General features: G+C 37.5%; 12 protein-coding genes. All 12 read left to right on the forward strand.

Annotated features, from left to right (window positions below; all coding sequences use genetic code 11):
- Positions 1 to 219 precede the first annotated feature (219 nt).
- The 12 genes from KVG29_RS02375 to KVG29_RS12370 all read left to right on the forward strand — a co-directional run bounded on the left by KVG29_RS02375 (position 220) and on the right by KVG29_RS12370 (position 17,061).
- Positions 220 to 2,094 carry an ADP-ribosylglycohydrolase family protein gene (locus tag KVG29_RS02375; protein ID WP_252226217.1) on the forward strand — a complete coding sequence of 625 codons (1,875 nt, stop codon included), beginning with the start codon at positions 220 to 222 and terminating at the stop codon, positions 2,092 to 2,094.
- Positions 2,095 to 2,339: 245 nt separating this feature from the next.
- Positions 2,340 to 3,959 carry a glycoside hydrolase family 32 protein gene (locus tag KVG29_RS02380; protein ID WP_252226218.1) on the forward strand — a complete coding sequence of 540 codons (1,620 nt, stop codon included), beginning with the start codon at positions 2,340 to 2,342 and terminating at the stop codon, positions 3,957 to 3,959.
- A 569-nt stretch (positions 3,960 to 4,528) separates the two neighbouring features.
- Entirely contained in the window at positions 4,529 to 6,577 is a 2,049-nt protein-coding gene (locus tag KVG29_RS02385; RefSeq protein WP_252226219.1) for an alpha-amylase family protein, read from the forward strand.
- Between the two features lie 28 nt (positions 6,578 to 6,605).
- Positions 6,606 to 6,752 (forward strand): hypothetical protein, encoded by a 147-nt coding sequence (locus KVG29_RS02390; protein WP_252226221.1) that lies wholly within the window; start codon positions 6,606 to 6,608, stop codon positions 6,750 to 6,752.
- A gap of 485 nt (positions 6,753 to 7,237) precedes the next feature.
- Positions 7,238 to 8,983 (forward strand): sensor histidine kinase, encoded by a 1,746-nt coding sequence (locus KVG29_RS02395; protein WP_252226222.1) that lies wholly within the window; start codon positions 7,238 to 7,240, stop codon positions 8,981 to 8,983.
- A 214-nt stretch (positions 8,984 to 9,197) separates the two neighbouring features.
- On the forward strand, positions 9,198 to 10,946 hold the full coding sequence (locus tag KVG29_RS02400) for an extracellular solute-binding protein (protein ID WP_252226223.1): 1,749 nt from the start codon (positions 9,198 to 9,200) through the stop codon (positions 10,944 to 10,946).
- A 142-nt stretch (positions 10,947 to 11,088) separates the two neighbouring features.
- Entirely contained in the window at positions 11,089 to 11,979 is an 891-nt protein-coding gene (locus tag KVG29_RS02405) for an ABC transporter permease (RefSeq protein ID WP_252226467.1), read from the forward strand.
- 15 nt (positions 11,980 to 11,994) lie between these two features.
- Positions 11,995 to 12,885 carry a carbohydrate ABC transporter permease gene (locus KVG29_RS02410; RefSeq protein ID WP_252226225.1) on the forward strand — a complete coding sequence of 297 codons (891 nt, stop codon included), beginning with the start codon at positions 11,995 to 11,997 and terminating at the stop codon, positions 12,883 to 12,885.
- A 212-nt stretch (positions 12,886 to 13,097) separates the two neighbouring features.
- Positions 13,098 to 13,928, forward strand: coding sequence for a polysaccharide deacetylase family protein (locus tag KVG29_RS02415; protein WP_252226226.1), 831 nt, complete (start codon positions 13,098 to 13,100; stop codon positions 13,926 to 13,928).
- Between the two features lie 352 nt (positions 13,929 to 14,280).
- Positions 14,281 to 15,993: a response regulator transcription factor gene (locus KVG29_RS02420; RefSeq protein ID WP_252226228.1), complete on the forward strand. Its 1,713-nt coding sequence runs from the start codon at positions 14,281 to 14,283 to the stop codon at positions 15,991 to 15,993.
- A gap of 99 nt (positions 15,994 to 16,092) precedes the next feature.
- Complete coding sequence (locus KVG29_RS02425; RefSeq protein ID WP_252226230.1) at positions 16,093 to 16,866, forward strand: sugar phosphate isomerase/epimerase family protein; 774 nt, start codon at positions 16,093 to 16,095, stop codon at positions 16,864 to 16,866.
- Between the two features lie 60 nt (positions 16,867 to 16,926).
- Positions 16,927 to 17,061: a hypothetical protein gene (locus tag KVG29_RS12370; RefSeq protein ID WP_276576355.1), complete on the forward strand. Its 135-nt coding sequence runs from the start codon at positions 16,927 to 16,929 to the stop codon at positions 17,059 to 17,061.
- Positions 17,062 to 17,099 lie beyond the last annotated feature (38 nt).

A 17,099-nucleotide genomic window follows, 5' to 3' on the forward strand; every position in this document is an offset into this window, starting at 1 on the left:
AAAATGATTCTTAATTCTTATGAACTCGAGAAAAAAATTTGTGTTCTTTTCTGCCTCTCTTTTTTCTTTTCTTGTTGCCAACCCCAATCCCCTCCCAAAAGTGCTATTTTGCTGACTTTTTATAGTATTATTATACCATATTTAGCACTTTTTTGAAAGAGATTGGCGTATTTTACCCTACAATTAGTCCGAAAAATTTTTACTCCTCAGCGCTGTACCTTGCTAAATTATGTCCCTTATGAGCATGGTTTCTTCTGGTGGGGGGGCTATGGAAAAAGTACAGAGCATACTGCCTATCTAAACCTCCGTAACGGTATCATGGCGCCACGCTCAGGATCGGTAGAGCAGAACGGTGCAGCCGTGGCTGAACAGATTGGTGGTCAGATTTTTATTGATGCTTGGGGGTTGGTAGTCCCTGGTAATCCGAAGTTGGCAGCCGAATATGCTAAGAAGGCGGCTAGTGTAACCCATGGAGGAAATGGGGTATATGGCGGAATGTTTATTGCAGCTTGCATTAGTGCTGCCTTCGTAGAACAGGACCTTGAGAAGATTATTGAGGCGGGACTATCCACCATTCCCCAAGATTGTGAATATGCTCGGATGAGTCGGGATGTCATGGCCTTTTACAAAAAACACCCTGACAACTGGAGGGATTGCTTCAAGTTCGTAAAGAGCAATTATGGATATGACCGTTACCCAGGAGTATGCCATATTATTCCTAATTCGGCTGTCATTGTTCTTTCACTGCTATACAGTGAAGGCGATTTCTCCAAAGCCATCAATATCTGCAATATGTGTGGTTGGGATACCGACTGCAATGTAGGCAATGTAGGAACGATTATGGGGGTACGGAATGGTTTGGAGGGAATAGACTATAATAAGTGGATAAAACCCATCAATGATTTTCTGGCCTGCTCCAGTGTTGTGGGTAGCTTAAACATTGTGGATATCCCTGGGGCTGCAGCCTATATCGCCAATTTAGCTTACAAGATTGCGGGGGAAAAATGCCCTGATGAGTGGCGGGATATTCTGGAAGGAAAGGCCGCAAAATTCCATTTTGAGTTTCCTGGTTCTACCCATGCCTTCCGGGTTGATGCAGATATTGATAGAAGTTTGGAATATGATCTGCACCATACTGTAGAAGAGGCTCACAGCGGGAAGGGTGCCCTAAAAGTTATTGCCAAACCTTTATCGGGTGGAAATGAGCTTCGAGTATTTCATAAGACCTATTACAGGCCTAGGGACTTTCATGACAGCCGATACGATCCCAGTTTTTCACCGATCCTGTATCCCGGCCAAACCCTGAAGGGTTGCGTTAAGGTTCCTAGAGAGATCGGGTTTGGGGTTCTGGCCTGCTTGTATGTCAAAGATGGTAATTCCGGACGTTATGTGGAAGGGCCCAAAGTAGAGCTGGTTCCGGGTGAATGGACTGAACTCAATTTTGATATTCCCAAGATGGAAGGGGCTTGTCTGGAAGAGGCGGGGGTTAAGTTGATTCCCAAGGATGGCTGGAATTCCACCCTAGTATTCTATCTGGACGATTTCGATTTTGTCGGTTCTCCGGAATATACGATTGACTTTGCCAAAGAAAGGATGGAGATTTGGAACGGGCTACATCAGGAAGTCAGCCAGTTTACTTATCTCAAGGGAATTTGGAAGCTTGAGGAAGGTGAGTTGAGCGGTAGTTGCTGTGATTTCGGCGAAGCCTATACTGGAGCTCGTGACTGGAAGGATTATACCTATGAGGTTACATTAATTCCTAAAGTAGGGGACTACCATCGGATCAATTTTAGGGTGCAGGGAGCTATTCGATCCTATGCAGTAGGATTGGCGCCTGACAATAAACTTGTTCTCTATAAGAACGAAAATGGATATAGGGTTTTAGTAGAGAAGGATTTCTTATGGGAACATGGAAAGGAATATACTTTGAAAGTGGAAGTGAAAGGCCCTGACATTAGGGTGTTTGTCAATGGAAAAGAGCTGATTGCCTTTACGGATAAAGAATCACCCTATCTGACAGGACAGGTAGGTATGTCTGTCTTCAAGGGTAGTCATTGTCATTTTAAGAATGTCATTATAGGGAGGGTAGTCTAAATTAATAATGGAAGGGCTTTTGAAATCTGTTAACTATTTGACAATATGAGATTTAGCACTATTAGAGGTATTGGTTCTAGGGAAATGGGGGAGTGCGAGGGGGCAGCAATCCCCCTCAATTTGTTGAGGGGAGAATATCACATAAGAGATGTTGAAATTGTTATGCTAAGCAGATTCTGGGCTATTGTATGAAGCATGGTAATTAACTAACTTTACCTACGAATGTAACATTAGGGGGAGATATGATGGATGTAACAAAAAAAGTGTTAATTCAAAACAATTATTTGTGTTTGCCTGTTAAAAATGGGGCACCAAAGCGGTTAGTAAGATGTACTATTGATTACGAAGATTTTAGAGAATTCGAAATAGAGTTGGCTGAAGGAGAACCAGATTTTTGGGTTTTTATTGATGTGAGAAAGTTCATAGGACGACAGCTTAGTATTACTATCTACAATACAGAGAACAAAAATATCCTGGATACTATTGAACATGGGAATGATATTAAGGGAGCGGATAATTTATACCAAGAGAAATATCGCCCTCAGTTCCATTATTCTGCCAAACGGGGATGGATAAATGACCCTAATGGCCTTGTATATTACAAAGGTGAATATCATCTCTTCTATCAACATAACCCATATGGGTGCAAATGGGGGAACATGCATTGGGGGCATGCTGTGAGTAGGGACCTGGTACACTGGAGCGAGCTAGAGGATGCATTGTATCCTGACGAGATGGGTACAATGTTTTCTGGCTCTGGAGTAGTTGATACCAATAATACCTCTGGACTCAAGTGTGGTACAGAAGATCCTATAATACTCTTTTACACAGCTGCCGGGGGAACATCTGTGCAATCAGAAGGACGGTACTTTACACAGTGTATTGCTTACAATAATGACAGGGGACGTACTTGGACTAAATACCAAGGGAATCCGGTTATTGGAACCATAACGAAATATAACCGTGATCCTAAGGTGATTTGGCATGAAGACTCCCAGCAGTGGATCATGGCTTTATACCTTGAAAATCAAGAATATGCATTATTTGCCTCTCGGAATCTTATAAATTGGAGCGAGGTCGGACGTTACCAGATTGAGGGAACGGGAGAGTGTCCTGATTTATTTGAACTGCCGGTGGATGGCAATCCAAAAAATAAAAAGTGGGTTTTTTGGAGTGCTAATGGAAGTTATTTGATTGGAACTTTTGATGGTCGCAATTTTACTGAGGAGTATAGAGTTATTACCGGCAGTTCAATTCAAACAGGATACAGCTATGCTGCTCAGACTTGGAACAACATCCCCAAAGATGATGGCCGAGTCATTCAAATAGCATGGGCTACCATTGATATACCAGATATGCCTTTCAATGGGTGTATGACCTTCCCCTGTGAGTTGACTCTCCGAACCACTGATGAAGGTATACGCCTTTTTACTAATCCTGTACGGGAGATTGAAAAGCTCTATGGGCATAGGTATTCATGGGAGCCTCAAATGCTTAAAGAGGATACCAGCCTATTCATTGATGTTGATAGCGAACTTTTGGATATATGCGGTGAATTTGATTTGGGTTCGGCCAAAAGAATAATCATCGATATACATGGTGTGCAATTGATTTATGACGTGAAAGAACAGAAGCTCTCATGTATGGGTAAATGTGCTTCTTTAAAACCGCAGCAGCGAAAAATTCGTTTACGTGTCTTGGTCGATCGTACAATTATCGAGATCTTTGGAAATGAAGGAATAGTATACATGCCTGTTGGAGCTATTACTCAAGATAAAAATAAACCCTTGGAATTCCTTGCTGAAGGTGGAGAGGCAATGCTTATTTCATTAAATATTTCAACAATAAATAGTATTTGGATATAATATGGTATACGTCATGGTAGGTTTACTAACATATGGTTAATCTCACGGCCAATGTGTCTTCGCTTATTAATTATGTTGCATATACAAATCCAAAATTTATTAAAAACTTAGAGTGGATTGATACGTTTATGACTTTGATTATTCCCTCTATTTTTAGTCTTTACGGAACATTCCTATTTAGATAATTTTTTATGACTATTCCTAGAGATCTAGAAAAGTCTGTTGAAGATTGATGGAGAGAGCTATTTTACCTATTTTTTATAAGAATCATTATCGCTTTGTGTAAGCCTGCTTTAACTACTCTAGGTACTTTTGTATTTCTATGAATTTAGAATAATTTTCTTTGGCCTTTGGTTGTCACAAATTCTGTAAGTATGAATACCTTGCCATGGGGAATTGCTTTCTTTCAAGGACAGTACACAGTTCAATGGAATTATTTAATGGCAGCAGGTACTATCACACTATTGCCTTTACTCATTGTATTTCTTTTTGCACAGAGGTTCTTCATTGGAGGAATTACGTTAACGGGTCTAAAAGGATAATAATATATTTTGAAAGAGGTGGTTATTATGTCAAAATGGTATCAAAAGAGTTACAGGCGAAGTCTTGTCGACATGCATATTGAGGCTTGGAATGATGAGTTTTTGTCCCAATTTGATCCGGAAACATACGTGGAACTTTTAAAGAAAGCTAATATTCAGTCTGCCATGCTTTATATAAATTCTCATGTTGGCTACTGTTATTGGCCAACTAAAACAGGATGTATGCATCCGGGTTTTAAGGGCGAGGACAAAATGAAAAAGCTCTTTGATTTATGCCATAAGGCGGGTATGGATGTTATTGTTTATTACAGTTTGATCTACAATAATTGGGCATATAATTTGAATCCAAGCTGGCGTATGTTGGACAGGAACGGAAAAGCCTCTCGAGAGAATGGAGGACGCTATGGACTTTGTTGTCCAAACAGTCAGGGATACAGGGAATTTGTTTTTGCTCAAATCAAGGAATTTTGCCAGCATTTTGATTTTGAAGGTGTTTTCTTTGACATGACATTCTGGCCAATGGTGTGTTTTTGTAATTCATGTAAAGAGAGATATGCCAAGGAAGTCGGAGGGGACATACCTACGGTAATAGATTGGAATAATCCAGTGTGGGTTAATTTTCAAAAGAAGAGAGAAGAGTGGATGAGTGAATTTGCTGAGATTACCACTCGAGAAATGAAAAAATATAAACCGTATGCAACGGTAGAACACCAATATTCAACCGCTACTCAGCCATGGATTAGAGGAGTTACAGAAGGAATTTCCCAGGCTAGTGACTATATTGGTGGAGATTTTTATGGGGGATTCATGCAGCAATCCTTTGTCTGTAAACTGTACTATGGGCTAACTCGTAATCAACCTTTTGAATATATGACCTCCAGGTGTTATCCGAATTTAAGAGATCATACCACCATGAAATCAAGAGAAATGATTGCACTTCATAACTATATAACCATGGCCCACCAAGGAGCCTTTCTAATTATCGATGCAATTGATCCGATAGGAACTATGAACCCAAAAGTATATGAGCTGATTGGAGATGTTTTTGAAGAATCTAAGAAGTACGAACCTTATCTTGGCGGTAAATTTTGCAAGGATGTAGGAATTTATTTCAGCTTGCGTGCAAAAATGAATCCTGATGTCAATGGTAATGATGCAATTGATCCTGATTATGGTGTGCCTCACCTGGATGCGGCTTTCGGAGCAGCATGTATCCTAAAGGAAAACCATATACCCTTTGGGGTGGTAAACAATTACAAGCTAGAAGATTTGTCAAAAATTAAAATTTTGATTCTACCTGATGTGGTGGTAATGGATGAAACAGAGAAACAAGCAGTAAAGGATTTTGTACAAAAAGGTGGCAGTTTGTATATTAGTGGTAGAACTGCACCTGATCTGGTGGCGGAGATGCTTGGACTCCAATATGAGGGTAGAACAGAGGAAGATATTACATATATAACATTTAACGATAATGGTAATTTTCTTATATCAAATACCAATGTAAATTATCCACTTACAATATTCGGGTATCAATTAAAAATGAGTGGGGCTTCTAAAGAACAGATATTAGCCACTATTACGCTTCCTTATACTAACCCATCGGAATCTGGGCAATTTGCTTCTATTCATTCCAATCCTCCGGGGATTAATACGGAATATCCTTCTGTAATATATGGTTCATATGGTAGAGGTAAGGTCATATGGGTGGCTGCACCTCTTGAAGCTGCTCAACAGGAGCCTCACCGACAGGTGTTTGTCAATATGATTCGTGAATTAGCTACAGAGCCTTTTGCCTTCCAAGCAGATGGACCGGGGGTTGCTGAAATTACTCTATTTCATAAGGAAGAAGAGAACAGGTTTTTAGTCTCTGTAGTCAATATACAGGAAGGGTTCCATATTCTGCCTGTATATAATATGACTGTAAGGATAAGGCTTGATAATAAAAAACCTGTGAGAGTGGTGATGCTGCCTTCTAAGAAAGAAATCAAATTTGATGTAAAGAATGGATATGTGGAATTTAAAATTGATAAGCTGGATATATTTAAAATGTTTGCAGTGGATTATGAAAATAAATAGATTGGGAAGCGTGAGCATGACAAGCAAAATGATTGCAGTAAAAGCTCTTAAAGAGAGAAAGAACATCCTAAGATTGGCACCTAACCTTAAGGAAAAAGTAACATTGGCGGAAGCTCTCGAACTTCTAGGACCGAACATTATCGGGGAGGCTTTGTGGTCTAAATGTGGGAAATGATCTATGTTTTCGAAATTTTTTGATAACTTAGGACTACTTCATAAGGAAACTCAACTTATAATATTGAAGTCAAGCATACAGAAATAGTTTACTCATTGCAATTACTGGTTGAAAATGTTATACTATCCATAGGGTAATGCCACCTCCCGATTAGTGTTTTGTAGTAAGTATTCGATAGGTATGGGTATGACCCTTTATGTATCTATTGGAATATTAGCTTAAGGAAATTTTATACATTTTTCTTCATTTGTTTGTACAAATGTACGAAATTTAGATAGTCGGTTTTTTGTTTGTACTTTTAATTCTAATCAGAGAACGAAAGGTGTCTTACTTTTTTAAGACCTCCTTTTTATACAGTTATATTGATTTAACTTTCTTTTTATGAAGTAATTATGTGAAAAATGTTTGTTAATATATTTTTCATAAAATTAAATGTATTTAAGCCAGTTTTAGATAAATATTGTATATTCAAAAAGGGGGTCATCATGCTGAGATTTATAAACCGTTTTTCAGTATTCAGGAAAGTATTATTGTTGTTTATATTATTGGTCTTTCCAATGTATATGTCTAGTTTTTATATAATTTTAAAAGGCCAGTCCAGCATTCGAAAGGAGATACTAAAATCCGCGGAAGCAAAGGCTAGTTTTTATATGTCCTATCTGGAAGCACAGCTTTATAATGTGATGCAGCTTCAGCTTGATATTTTGAACGATAAAAATATAAACATGCTACAAAGATCCGATACCGATATAAGTGAAGTTGACACTTATCAAATACTAAACGAAATAAGAAACACCCTGTGGGAAACAGCAAATATGAATCCATATATAAAAGAAATAACTGTATATTTACCAGTTGCGAAAAAAAAGATTACTACTCAATCCATACTTTCAATAGATAGTGAAGAATATTATATTTATCTTAGTCGTTCTAACGTTGAAAACTTGCCTTTCTGTTTAATAGGTGATGACTATTACATGAATATGACTCCTCAATTCTATGGCAAATCAGAACAATTATCAAAAACTGCCCGGGTGTTTGTTGTGAGTATATGCATTTCAAAAGAAGCGGTATTGACTACAATGAAGGACATTCCAGGGATTGAGGGTGGGAATGTACTTCTTATAAGCGATGGGAGAGGATTAGATCTATCTCTTGATAATGCGGAAAAATACAGAATGGGTGTGGAGAAGCTATTGGATGATTTATCATTGCAGGAAAAAATGCATGAAAAGATAAATATAGATGGAACAATATATTACGTATTTTTTAATCCCTCATCCTTTTTGCACAGTGTTTTAGTTGTGTTTATACCCGAAAGTAACTTTCTGAATACGTTAAAGATGTTTAGCTTGTGGATTTGGGCTATGTCGGCATTGGTATTGTTATTGGTGGGCATATTTAGTTTTTGGCTTAAGGGTATTATAGCTCAACCTTTGGAACGGTTGATGGATGCATTGGAGAAAGTGGAAGATGGGACGGTTGATATACAGGTTGAGTACTCAAAAAACGATGAATTTGGGCACATATATCGCCAGTTTAATTATTTGGTAAACAGGTTAAAACAATTAGTTTCAGATGTATACAGGAAGGAGTTGATGCTTAAGGAAGCTGAGTTTAAACAGCTTCAATATCAGATAAATCCTCATTTCCTTTATAACAGTCTTTTAATTGTGAGTGCTTTAGTACAATTGGGAGACACAGACTGTGCTCTCAAGTTGATAAGGCATCTAAGCAGCTATTATCAATATATAACCAAAGAAGTATCGAATGATGTTGAACTCATTAAAGAAATCAGTCATGCCAGGGATTATTGTGAGGTGCAAAATATTAGATTTCAAGGGCGAATAACGGCTGAGTTTGATGAATTGCCGGAGCATATGAGAGAATTTCGTGTTCCCAGGCTTATACTTCAACCCATAATAGAAAATGCATATAAGCATGGTTTAAAAAACAAGCTCAAAGATGGTATTCTAAAGATATCTTATGTTGATGATAGAGAATATTTCAGGATTGTTGTAGAAGATAATGGAGAAGAATTGACTGAAGAGGTGTTAGAAGGTCTACGTAATGTGATAAGTCGGGATGATGATAAAGAGTGGACAGGCACTGGCATAAAAAATGTGCACAACCGGCTTCGCATGAGGTTCAAAGGGAAAAGCGGGGTGCAGGTTGAAAGGAGTCCGATGGGAGGCCTGCGTGTCAGTCTGGTAATACGCAAGGAGATTTAAAAAATCACCTGCACATTAGCTAATAGTCATAAAAGTGAAAGAATCATGTTATAAAAGTTCATGGATTAAATCCTCTTTAAATATTACAATAAGCATAGCTATAAATGGGCAGTTATGGAGATGATGTACTTTTTAAAACCAAAATTCCTGGCACATAAATTTCCATTTTAATTCTATAATTGCCCATAAATTGACAAAAAGGGGGATTAAAAGTATGGTTAAAAGAATAACTTGGTTGGCGTTAAGTATGATACTTCTGGTGAGCTTTATTTTGGCTGGCTGTACTTCAGGAGCGCCTACTGGAGAGCAGACAGAACAGCCGTCTGAACAGAATGAAAACACTCCATCCGAATCTGAAGGTTCAGAGGGGGCTTCAGAGGAGGGCTCAGAGGAAAGTCCCGATCCTTTTGGGAAATATCCAGAACCTGTAGAGATTACCGCATGTCGCGTAAAGACATCATGGATGGGGTTTGATGAGGGTGAAGATGAAAATAACAACTGGTGGTCCAGGACTTATCTTGAACAACTCAATATCAAGTTGAATGTGGTATGGACTGCTCCTAACTGGGGAGAACCTTTGGAGACCAAGATAACCACGTGTATAGCCACTGACGATTTACCCGATCTTATGCCAGTATACGGTTCTATAGCCCAAAGATTGGCTATGGCTGACAAGATCATTGATGTAAAGGATATAATAGATAAGTATGCTTCGCCTAAAGTAAAAGAATATCTTGAGATAGCCGATGGCCGTGCACTGCAGAGTGCTATATATAACGGTAAAATGATTGGAATACCGAATCCAGGTCCCCTAGATCCCACTTACAGCGTGGTGTGGTACAGGAAAGACTGGCTGGATAAGCTTGGACTGCAGCCGCCCAAAACTCTGGAGGATATAGAGAATCTGGCCAGGGCTTTTATGGATAATGGATTAGCTGAATATGGAATAGCGGTCCTTCATAAAAACTTTGGTGGCGAGCTTATCCTTAATATGTTTGGTGCTTATCAAGGCTGGATAGAGAAAGACGGAAAACTAGAATACGGCCTTGTACAGCCGGAAGTCAAAGCAGCCCTTGCAAAATTGCACGAGTGGTATAAAGAGGGACTCTTAGCTAAAGATTTTGCGGTTAAAGACCGGGATAATGAGTTGCAGGCAGATATAGCATCCAATAAGGTAGGGATTATATTTGATGGTACCCATTTCCCAAATGGTGGAGCGGGTAGGGCTCTTAAGAAGAACAATCCAGAGGCTGAGGTGGATTGGGTCTTAATACCAACTCCCAGCGGTGAACCAGCCAAGCTGTATGCTTCCAGTAGGGCCGGTGATTTTAATTGTATTAGCAAGAAGTGTGAGCATCCTGAAGCTATAATGAAGATGATAAATCTTAAGGTTGCAATATTCGATCCAGTTGAGAAGCCTGATTTTCTCAAAGATCTGGAAACTAACGAGTATGACACAACAAAGGGCGGCAATATGAGTTTCTGGAATGCAGTAGTTACTTTTGACAATATAGGTAAAAATTATATAGTCGCTGACATGGTAAATGAGGAGATTAAAAAAGGCGGGGATGGTTCTAACCTTCCACTGGATGCCAGATCAACCTTTGCTATGTTTAATAGTTGGCTCAAAGAGGGGACAAAAGCTCCTAATTATGAAGTGAACTGGGCCATGTATAAGCTGTTTAATGCAGAAAATGGTGCTGACCTTATAACCCATAGGATGATTCAAGCCGAGCCAGATAAATATCTACACTACGATGCTTTTGCCGGTCTGGATACACCCGCTATGGCCAAATACGGGAGCGATATTGCTACAAAATCACACGAATATTTCATAAAAGCTGTCATGGAAGGAAATATAGATCAGGAATTTGAGGCATGGGTAAATTATTTCTATAATAACGGCGGAGACGAGATGACCAAGGAAGCCAATGAATGGTACCAAAGCGTGAAAAATCAATAATGGTTTGTAGGTAAAAAATCCGGATAAGGAAGAAACCCTTCCTTATCCGGGTGTCTTTAATATTTTTATAGGTGGTGAAATAATGGCTGAAGGATTTGCTGTTACTAAAAAACATCGCTACAATAAAGGAAACAGCTTAAGAATGGATACGCGTTCGTTGCATCTCATGCTTGTACCTGCACTTATAATTTTATTTATATACAGTTATCTTCCTATGATAGGAATAGTGATAGCCTTTCAAGACTTTAATGTGGGCTTGGGCATAAGAGCATTTTGGCAATCTGATTGGGTAGGATTAGCCCACTTTAGGAGGTTGTTTTCTAGCCCTGATTTTACCCGGGCTTTTACTAATACTTTAGTGATAGCTGTGGGCAAAATTATATTGAACTTCATAACACCTATAATTGTAGCTTTGCTGGTGAATGAAGTAAGGGTAAATTGGCTAAAACGAGGGATTCAAACGATAATATATTTCCCACATTTTTTATCATGGGTAATAATGGCTGGAGTAATAAAAGAGGTTTTAGCTCCGGATGGAATGCTAAATGGCATGTTAGGAGCTTTATTTGGAATAGAACCCATTTTTTGGCTTGGGGATAAGCGCCTTTTCCCTTGGTTGATGATTGTAACGGAAACCTTAAAAGAATTTGGTTTTGGAACAGTTATATATCTTGCAGCAATAACTGGAATAGACCCAACATTATATGAAGCAGCAATAGTTGATGGAGCTAATAGGTTTAAGCAGACCATTCATGTTACCATACCTGGTATGTTGCCGATAATAGTGTTGTCTTTGGTGTTGTCTTTGGGCAGCATTCTTAATGCAGGCTTTGATCAAATATTCAATTTGTATAGTGTTCCGGTTTATGAGACCGGGGATATAATAGACACGCTGGTATATCGTATAAGTATGCAAGGCGGACAATACGATTTTGGCACAGCCGTAGGCCTCTTTAAATCGGTTATATCAATGTTCCTGATATCGTTATCCTATTGGTTAGCATATAAATTTGCTAATTATGAGGTATTCTAGAAAGGAGTTTAGGAAGTGCAAAACTGGTATTTCAACAGTCGGGGTTATAGAATATTTACCGTTTTCAACTATATAATCCTGTTTATAGCTGCAGCCTTATGCTTAATTCCTCTTATTAATGTTTTTGCTGTGTCACTTAGTTCGCCATCTAGGGCTACCGCGGGAGAGGTTTGGTTATGGCCAAAGGATTTTACTATGGAAGCATACAAGTATGTGATGAGATCATCGGATTTCTGGAGAGCCATGTTTGTATCCATTGAAAGAGTGGTACTGGGTACAGCAATAGGTATGTTAATGACAATTATGTGTGCCTATCCTTTATCTAAGAAAAGCGATGTATTTAGGGCACGTAAAATATATGTGTGGATATTCTTTTTTACCATGTTGTTTAACGGAGGTTTGGTACCCACATTTTTGGTGGTATATTATACTGGGCTTTTAGATAGCATATGGGCTTTGGTTATACCGGGTGCGGTGAATACATGGCATATAATTCTTATGCTTAATTTTTTCCGCAGTATGCCGGTTGAGTTAGAAGAAGCTGCTTTTCTTGATGGAGCAAGCCACTGGAATATATTATGGCGAATTTTTGTTCCACTATCTAAACCGGCTATAGCGACAATTACTTTGTTTACTATAGTGGGACACTGGAATGCCTGGTTTGATGGACTATTGTATATGCGAAAATCATATAATTATCCATTGCAAACATATTTACAATCGTTACTTACTATTGATATATCTAAATTTCTGACACAAGAACAGCAAAATATTGTTGCCAAGCTTTCCCCTAAAACGATACGTTCAGCTCAGGTGTTTATCGCGGCTTTTCCTGTATTGTGTGTATATCCATTTTTGCAGAAGTACTTTACTAAAGGGCTTGTGTTGGGAAGTGTAAAAGGATGAAAAATCTTTTGTTTTAGGTTTGCTTCAAAAGGTTCTATTTTATCTCTTAAAAATGATGATACTCTGAATTATAGCTCATTTTTTAAAGGGTTAATAATGAGCAGGTTTTAGTCCAAAGATTTATACTAAAAGAATGTTATTTTTTTGACGTGTGGAATGTTGGGTATAAAATTTGTTAATAATCTAAATGAAAGAGAGGAAATGTAAAATATATGAAAAATAGCGAAGAAAAGTTGCTTATTATACATATGGATGATATAGGTATGAGTTATGCAGCTAATATGGCTGCTGTTCATCTTTTTGAAAAGGGTATTGTTAGCAGTGCAAGTGTTATGGTTCCTTGCTCATGGGCTTATGACTTTATACAATGGTGGAAAAAACATGATAATTACGATGTGGGCATACATATTACCCATACATGTGAGTGGGATATTTGCAGATGGCGTGGTCTTTTAGCATATCAAGATTATTCAAACGGTTTAAAAGACCCAGATGGTTTTATGTGGAAAAATGCTGGCGAAGTTGCTTTGTATGCTTCTAAAGAAGAAGTAGAAGCAGAAATGGAACTGCAAATAAAACAAGCCATTAGTTGGGGGCTTAAACCTACGCATATAGACAGCCATATGTGCGTAACTTTGTCTAAAGCCGATTTTTTTGAAAGTTACGTTAAAGTTGCACAAAAATATAATTTAATACCAAATATTCCGAGTTTTGTAAGAGATATTAAAGAATTGAATTCTCTAGTTGAGAAGTATAAGCTTAAAGTCATAGATTGGAATGTCAAAAGTGTGGAAGCATTAGATTATGAAACTAAAAAGTCATTGATGATTGAAGAAATAAAAAATGCAAAACCCGGACTTAATCTGTTAACAATCCATCCTGTTATTGATACTCCTGAAATACGAGCCATAATCCCATCTTGGTATAGTCGTTATTTAGAGTACAAATTGTTCATGGACAATGAAATAGGTAAATTTATACAAGATGCTGGCCTCAGGATTGTAACATGGTTTGAAGCCAAACAAATATTTGCAATAAATTAAACAAAGCTTAAAGCAACAGCAAGAAGTCACGGTTCGTGCGTTATAAAAGGGAAAAACGTCATGCGGAAAAGAACTTTTTATGGAATTCATCTTTGTTTTTATATTATTTCGTTGAGAATAAAAAAGTATCCTGATTGAAGATAGTGGTTGAATACAATATAATTTTATTGGGCGGGTATTTAAGCTTTTCAAAAGTCTTGTATATCTCTAATTAGTATGTTAAAAAATAGCAGAGAGTTGAAGCAACAATTTCTTAACATATCGTTTGTTTTTAACAAAGAATTTAGAAAAAATTTTGGCTTAAGAACCCTGAAATTACTGGAAGAAGAACTATATACAGAGGTGGCTAGTCTTGTATAATTTACTGGTAGTTGATGATGAGGTAATTATAGCTAGATATGTGGCTCAATTATTTAAAAATTTAGAAACTATAGACAATTGGCTATTAGATGTTAAGAGTGCTACTTCTGCATTTGAGGCTCTTGATGTATTGCAGAAGGAACATGTGGATATTGTATTGGCTGATGTAAATATGCCTGGAATGAGCGGTATAGCTTTGTTGGAGCAAATAAAAGACAAATGGCCGCATGTAAAAGTTATATTAATGTCAGGTTATGACGAATTTGAATATGTTCAGGCCGCGATACGTAACAAGGGAGTGGATTATGTACTTAAATCTGAAGGCGAAGAGCAGTTAGTTATATCTGTAAAAAAAGCTATTGAAGAGCTTGAACAGGAATTAAGAAGTGAAAAGATAATAAAGAAAGCTACTGAGAGTTTAAAAATGGCTAACGCTATTCTTAGAGAAAAAGCTATAATAGATATTCTAGATGGAGAAAAGTATGATCTTAGTAGCCTTGAACGCTATTTTTCTGAAATAGATATGCCGCTGGAAGTGTCTAAGCCGGTCTTTATGATAATAGGGAAGGTTGTAGTACCGAATACAAACATTGTAACTAATAGTCAGCTCTACAAGGTAAAAGTTTTTGTTGAAGAACATTTAAAGAAAGTCATGAAATGTATATCTGTCGTTTATAAGAAGAGAATATTATGGCTATTGCAAGCTGAAAGTGAAAAAGGTAAAAAGGCTATACTCATGGAGCGTGTTATTAATCAGCTTGATGGAATCCAGAGAATTTGTTATGAAATGTTGAATGTGCATATATCATTTTCTACAGATCGTGAACCTGTTTTATGGGAAAAATTGGACTCAAAGTTTGAATATCTCAACTTTAATCTTGGTTTAATTTCAGCTAGAAATACTAGCGTTATATTAGTAGGCAGTCAGCTACCAGACAGAGATACGGATTATGATTTGTGCGAAGAAGATAGTAATGTTGAAGAAGCCCGTTGTGCTATCAGACGGTTAGGTACACTGGTAAGCTGCTTTAGCGATCTGAGCAAGGAAAAATTCTTTGAAATTTTTGATTCTCTAATGCAAACGTTTAGGAAACTACCACCTCAACATAATGGTTTGCGATACGAAGCAGTATTTGTACTGGCGGCGCATTTTATTTCCATAATAAATAGAATACAAGATGGTAATAAAAAAAGCTTTATGCTTAATGATATAGTTTCAAATATAATGAATTTTAATGATTGGTCTGAAGTAGAGATATATTTTCGTAATATAGCAGATAAAATTTTTGTAGAACGGGATGAGGATGATTCCGCAAATATAAGCAGAATAGTTGATTTTATTAGTAAGTATGCTTCAGAACATCTGGATGAGGATCTGTCTCTCGCTCGATTTGCAAAGCTCTTGCATTATCATCCATCTTATTTATCAAGGGTATTCAAATCTGTAACCGGAGTAACATTCTCGGACTATATAGCAGAAATAAAAATAGCCAAAGCAAAGGAAATGTTGAATGATACAAGTATAAAAATCACTGACATTGCTTATGCGTTAGGTTTTGAAAATGCCTCATACTTTACACGATTTTTTAAAAAACGCACGGGATTATCACCTCAGGAATATAAAAGCAAAAATAGTTCTAGGTATTGCATGCAAAATCAGAATTTAATATTAAGCGATTTTATGCCAGGTGTGGATAATAACTGAACATATATCTTCATAATTATGAAAAGGTAGGAAGGAGTAAAGGTCTTGAATTTTTTAAAAGGATTGTAATTTAATAAACAGTGTGGAGGTGTTGCAAAGGTGAAAAAAGCAAAAATTGGACTTATAGGTTTGGTTGTTGAAGAGATGAAACAGGATGTTTGGGGTACCTGCAAGAAATTGGCGGATATTGGTTATAAGGGAATTGAAAGCACGGGTTTTTTGTTTGAGGGAGACGTAGAAGCAAACTTGGAAAGATTAAAGGCCATAGGTTTACAACCTATCACATATAGCACAACCAAGCAAGAACTTATTAACAATATTGATAAGGTTATTGAAAATGCAAAAAAAATTCAGGTTCCCCATGTATCGGTGTGGTATGGGCCAGTTGAATCAAGGGAACAGCTAATTGAAGATGCTAAAATTTACAACCAAGCAGGTGCCAAACTTTCTTCTGTAGGTTTAAAATTATGCTATCATAATCATGAGCATGAATTCAACACATTTTTTAATGGTGTAAGTGCTATTGACATTTTAGCAGAATATACAGATCCAAATAATCTATATTTTGAACTTGATTGTGCATGGATAACTTTTGCTGGTGCAGACCCTGTATATGTATTAAATAAAATGGCAGGTAGAGTCCCTGCAATTCATATAAAAGATCTTGTAAGCACTAATTATCCTAATAGGGAATCTGTTGTATTTACCTCTGTTGGCACGGGTGTTGTAAAAACCATAGAATCAGTAGAAGCCGCAATTAAAATAGGGGTGGAGTGGGTAGTTGTCGAGCAGGATAGGCTACGTAACCTTACTGCTATGGAAACAGCTTTAGTAAGCTATTTGAATTTAAAAGAGGCCGGTTTGACGTTGTAATCAGAGTTTGACGGTCCGAATGCCGAAAAAAGAGTATGAAAAAAGGAATACCAGTCTTATTTGGTGAGTATAACCATAAAGGTGTGTATAGTTTTATGTCCCTATCGTTCGAGCATGAGAAGAAATGACTGGGTGCTTATACTGGATGACACCTTCAAGGGCTATCAGGCACCGGATGGCGGGAAATTGGTTTAAACAAGCTTTAAATGTGCGAAATCATAGGTTGGGGGGAT

Source organism: Caldicoprobacter algeriensis, from assembly GCF_023838525.1.
GTDB lineage: Bacteria > Bacillota > Clostridia > Caldicoprobacterales > Caldicoprobacteraceae > Caldicoprobacter > Caldicoprobacter algeriensis.